The sequence below is a fragment of the Streptomyces sp. A1136 genome (assembly GCF_004795055.1).
Lineage (GTDB): Bacteria > Actinomycetota > Actinomycetes > Streptomycetales > Streptomycetaceae > Streptomyces.
Map to the genome: position 1 here is coordinate 1 of NZ_SSBJ01000085.1, position 4420 is coordinate 4420.

6 protein-coding genes are annotated in these 4420 nt (G+C 74.2%); 3 read left to right on the top strand and 3 right to left on the bottom strand.

The genetic code is table 11. The annotated features are described in order from the left end of the window. Positions 1 to 151 precede the first annotated feature (151 nt). From E6R62_RS37160 to E6R62_RS37170, 3 genes are all read left to right on the top strand, one after another. Entirely contained in the window at positions 152 to 592 is a 441-nt protein-coding gene (locus E6R62_RS37160; RefSeq protein ID WP_136217867.1) for a hypothetical protein, read from the top strand. A gap of 117 nt (positions 593 to 709) precedes the next feature. Continuing rightward, positions 710 to 1633, top strand: coding sequence for an ATP-grasp domain-containing protein (locus tag E6R62_RS37165; RefSeq protein ID WP_168714305.1), 924 nt, complete (start codon positions 710 to 712; stop codon positions 1631 to 1633). Positions 1634 to 1643: 10 nt separating this feature from the next. Next, positions 1644 to 2486 carry a GNAT family N-acetyltransferase gene (locus E6R62_RS37170; RefSeq protein WP_136217868.1) on the top strand — a complete coding sequence of 281 codons (843 nt, stop codon included), beginning with the start codon at positions 1644 to 1646 and terminating at the stop codon, positions 2484 to 2486. A gap of 50 nt (positions 2487 to 2536) precedes the next feature. On the opposite strand, the gene E6R62_RS37175 is transcribed toward E6R62_RS37170, so the two are convergent. The 3 genes from E6R62_RS37175 to E6R62_RS37185 form a co-directional block, all read right to left on the bottom strand. Continuing rightward, positions 2537 to 2980, bottom strand: a complete 444-nt coding sequence (locus E6R62_RS37175) for an SSI family serine proteinase inhibitor (RefSeq protein ID WP_168714306.1) — start codon at positions 2978 to 2980, stop codon at positions 2537 to 2539. A gap of 231 nt (positions 2981 to 3211) precedes the next feature. Further along, complete coding sequence (locus tag E6R62_RS37180) at positions 3212 to 3673, bottom strand: Crp/Fnr family transcriptional regulator (protein WP_206308966.1); 462 nt, start codon at positions 3671 to 3673, stop codon at positions 3212 to 3214. 108 nt (positions 3674 to 3781) lie between these two features. After that, positions 3782 to 4084 (bottom strand): hypothetical protein, encoded by a 303-nt coding sequence (locus E6R62_RS37185; protein WP_136217869.1) that lies wholly within the window; start codon positions 4082 to 4084, stop codon positions 3782 to 3784. Positions 4085 to 4420 lie beyond the last annotated feature (336 nt).

A 4420-nucleotide genomic window follows, 5' to 3' on the forward strand; every position in this document is an offset into this window, starting at 1 on the left:
CCCGCGCCCGCGCCCGCGCCCGCGCCCGCGCCCGCGCCCCGGCCGGGCGGGGCGCTGACCCGGGCCCACAGTGGTGAATCCCGCCCCCACTGGGGTGAGGTCCCCGCCGCGCCCCGCCCGGCCGGGCGGCGCGGACGGCTACAAACCGCACATGAAGCTCACCCCTCATCTGCCCGGCGCCCTGCTGCTCGCCCTGCTGCTCCCCGCGGCGACGGCGGCCCCGGCCCTGGCCGACGCGCCTCCGTTCGGCGAGATCGCCGCCCGCGCCCACCGGCACACCGCCGCCCAGATCAGCGGTTTCCTGATCGGTTTCTACGGGCACCACGGCCCCTCCGCGTACGACCGCCGTCACCGGGTCTCCTCCCAGCTCAAGGAGAAGCAGAAGAACTACCCGGACACCGACGTACTGCTCTGCGCCCGGAGCAAGCCCAACCGGATCACGGTCGGGCCGGCGACCGTCGCGAAGAACGCCGGCGTCGGCTGGGCCACCGTCACCACCCACTGGGACGGCGGGGCCACCGACACCTTCACCGCGTACGTACGGCTCGACAGCAGGCCGATCCGGCTGGACGACGTGATCTGCGCCGGCTGAGACCCGCTCGACACAGGGCCGGGAAGACGGGGGAGCCGGGCGAGCCCGGGGGGAGGAGGGTGACGGGCCGGGTAAACCGGTGCGCCGGGCGGGGAGGCGGTCCGTAGGGTGGGCGCCATGCCGACGACCGCCGTCCTCTACTGCTCCGACCCGCTGGACGGGCGCCGGGCCGACACCCACTTCGCGGAGGAGGCCCGGCACCTGCGCGCCGCCGGCGGGCGGGTGCTGCTCCTCGACCACGACGCCCTCCTCGCGGGGGACGCCGGGAGGGCGGTGTCCCGGGTACCCGTCGGGACCGGCGCCCTCTGGTACCGGGGCTGGATGATCCCGGCCGCGCGGTACGCCGCACTCGACGCCGCCCTGCGCGAGCGGGGCGCGCACCTCGTCGTCGATCCGGAACGCTACCGGCGCGCGCACGAACTGCCCGGCTGGTACGCGACCTTCGCCGACCTCACCCCGTACAGCTCCTGGCTGCCGACGGCGCCGGGGCAGGTACCCGCCTCGTCCGCGCTCGCGGCGCTCGCCGGCGGGCTCCCGTCACACGCCGCCGTCGTCAAGGACTACGTCAAGTCCCGCAAGCACGAGTGGGACGAGGCCTGTCACGTCCCCGACACACGGCGACCGGAGGTCCTGCACCGGGTGGTGAGCCGCTTCGTGGAACTCCAGGGCGACGACCTGGCCGGCGGTGTGGTGCTCCGGGGGTTCGAGGACTTCGTGACGCCCGACGGGGGACCCGCGGAGATCCGGGTGTGGTGGCTGGACGGGACGCCCCGCCTGGTCACCGCCCACCCCGACTGCGTGCCCGGCGAGATCGGGGCGCTCGACCTGGGTCCGGTGCGGACGGCCGTGGAGGCGCTGGACTGTCGCTTCGTGACCACCGACCTCGCACGGCGCGCGGACGGCGTCCTGCGGGTCGTGGAGGTGGGCGACGGGCAGGTCGGCGACATCCACCGGGACACCCACCCGGGCGACCTGGTCGGCCTCCTGACGGGGGAGCAGGCCGAGGGTGCGGGGCTGCGCGGCCGAGACGACGTCTGGTAGAACACCGGGCATGACCGGCTTCGAGATCACCGGCGCGAGCGCCCACGACATGGAACTCATCCGCTCCTGGGCCGAGGAGGAAGGCTGGAACCCGGGCGTCGGCGATCGTTTCGCCTTCGCCGTCGCGGACCCCGGCGGGTTCCTCGTAGGGCGGCTCGACAGGGAGCCGGTGGCCTGCATCTCGGCGGTCCGCTACGGCGCCGGCTTCGGGTTCGTCGGCTTCTACATCGCCCGGCCCGCCGTGCGTGGCCAGGGCTACGGGATACGGCTGTGGAACGCCGGGATGGCGCGGCTCGACGGTCGCCTCGTCGGCTTGGACGGGGTGGTGGAGCAGCAGGACAACTACCGTACGTCCGGGTTCCGTCATGCCTGGAACAACGCCCGCTACGAGGGGGTTCCGCAGGCCGGGGACGACAGCGGGGTGCTGGTGGTGGACGCGGCGTCCCTGCCCTTCGCGGAACTCGCCGCCTACGACCGCCGGTTCTTCCCGGAGCCTCGGGACTCGTTCCTCGCCGCGTGGACCGGGCTGCCCGGGCGGACGGCCCTCGCCGCCGTCCGGGACGGACGGGTCGAGGGCCTCGGCGTGGTCCGCCCGGGCAGCGGCGCCGCCCGGATCGGCCCGCTGTACGCGGCCGGCCCGGAGATCGCGGGTGCCCTGCTGCGCGGCCTGGCGCGGCACGCTCCCGGCGGTCGGGTCGCCGTGGACGTGCCCGACGCCAACCCGACCGCCACCGCTCTCATGGCCGGGCTGGGGCTGGTGCCCACCTTCGAGACCGCCCGCATGTACACCGGCCCGGCGCCGGCGCTCGACCTGTCAGGTCTGTACGGGGTCACCAGCCTCGAACTGGGGTGACGCGGGCCGGACGGCGGTCGCACGGCGCCGCCCGGCGGGAACCCGGCGGCCTAGACGTGGAACAGGACGCCCTCGCTGGTGCGCAACTCGCAAGGATTCGCGAAGGTGTGCGCGTAGTTCATCCGGACGCCCTGCCACACGCCGTCGACCGTCACCGTCACCGGGTTCCACTCCCTCGTACACCGCACGTTCGCGCGCGGGGCGGTCAGTGCGTCCGGCGAGCCGCCGTTGACCCGTAATTCGGCGCACGCGGCGGCCGGGTCCGGGTGCGTGCCCGCCGGCCGCGGAGCGCACACCAGCGTCGCCGCGCGCATCACCGTCGCCTGGGCGGGGTCCTCTCCGGACGCGACGGCGACCACGAGCGCCGACGGGGCGTAGAGGGTTTCCGCTCCGGTCGGCGCCGCGTCGGCGGCGCCGGACCCGGCCAGCGCGGTGAGAGCGGTGAGCGCCATGGCTCCGGAAGCCAGTCCCAGACTCCTGCTGATGGACCGCATTTCGAACACTCCTCGGGGTTGTGGTGCCGGATAACGGACGCGAGTCTCGCCCATGCGACGCCCAAACGCTCGTTCGGGCCGCGAAATCCCGTCACCGTTCGTGAGCGCATGAGTGCAGTCCGCAGCGGTGTCGGGTCGTTGACCTGTGCGGACGGGAGCATGCGAAACGGCCGAAGACACCCGCTTCGAGGGCCGTCGGGACCGCCGGGGCGGGGTTGTGGACTGCGGCAATCAGCGGGTCGCGGCGATGCGCGGGGCGTACAGGTCGAGGAGGCGCGTGCGCGTCTGCTGGAGCCGCGTCGCCAGCACCCGGCCGACCCAGTGCCCGATGGCGGAGCCGAAGGTGGGGTCGGCGTCCATGAGCATCCGGACCGTGGGCGCGTCGAACTGGTACGCCCGGACGAGGGTCATCGCCTCGGCGCTGAGCTGCCACGTGAAGGGCGGGAAGAGCCAGGACCAGCCGACCAGTTCGCCCGGTCCGAGGCTCTCGATGGGGGTGGCGCGGCGGCCGGGGACGGGGAGCTGCAGCGTGACGGTTCCGGAGCGCACGATCCAGAAGGACTCGGCCCGACTGCCCTCATCGAAGATCCGGGCACCCTCGCGGAAATTGACCTCACGGGCCAAGGCCATGAGCCGCTCGCGGTGCTCGGCGGACAGCACGGCGGCGAGCTTGATGGGTGAAGGTGTGCTCACGACGGCCTCCGATCACGGCCCCCCACGACGGTGCTGCTCACCTCAGTGTCGCCGAATCCGGCGCGAGGGGTCGTGCGAGCCGCCGTCCGGCCCGCGTGCCGTGTCGGCTCAGTCCTCGGCGCCCGCCTCCAGACAGGCCAGCTCCATCGCGTCCAAGACCGCCTCGTGGCTGCGCCGGCTCAGTTCGGCGACGTTCTCGATCTGGGCCGTCGCCCAGGCGGCGAGGGTCATCACCAGGACCCGGAGGCCGTCGGTGCCGTATTCGGCGAGGATCGCGTCCGCCACGATCATGGCCTCCTCGGGGACCTGCTCGGGCGGCTCCATTCCCGCCAGACCGCGCAGCATCGCGAGGGTCCGGCGGGAGATCTCCGGCGTCATCCGCGCCAGCCGCATGTCTTCTTCGTCGTCCATCCGCCCACCTCCGCTGCCGTGCCGAACGCGCCCTCAGGGCACGGTAGAGCGGCGTCCCCCCGAAGGGGGCCGTTTTCGCCCGGCTCCCCCCACCCGAACGACCCCCCACCCCCCGGCCCGGACCCGGTTCGGCCGCCGCCCGGGGCCGGCCCGCCCCCCCGGCCCGGACCCGGTTCGGCCGGCCGACCGAGATCCGGCCCGCTCCGGCGGGGCGGGCCGGCCAAGGTCCGCGCGATGCCGGACCTGCGCCTGCGGGAAATCCTGGTCGTCGCCCCGCTGATCGCGCTGCTGATCGGTCTGGGCGTCTACCCGAAGCCGCTGACCGAGATCGTCGAC

What these genes read in the sequence shown, in the direction of transcription:
- E6R62_RS37160 (WP_136217867.1), top strand. Translation starts at nt 152, where the DNA reads ATGAAGCTCACCCCTCATCTGCCCGGCGCCCTGCTGCTCGCCCTGCTG.
- E6R62_RS37165 (WP_168714305.1), top strand. Translation starts at nt 710, where the DNA reads ATGCCGACGACCGCCGTCCTCTACTGCTCCGACCCGCTGGACGGGCGC.
- E6R62_RS37170 (WP_136217868.1), top strand. Translation starts at nt 1,644, where the DNA reads ATGACCGGCTTCGAGATCACCGGCGCGAGCGCCCACGACATGGAACTC.
- E6R62_RS37175 (WP_168714306.1), bottom strand. Translation starts at nt 2,980, where the DNA reads ATGCGGTCCATCAGCAGGAGTCTGGGACTGGCTTCCGGAGCCATGGCG.
- E6R62_RS37185 (WP_136217869.1), bottom strand. Translation starts at nt 4,084, where the DNA reads ATGGACGACGAAGAAGACATGCGGCTGGCGCGGATGACGCCGGAGATC.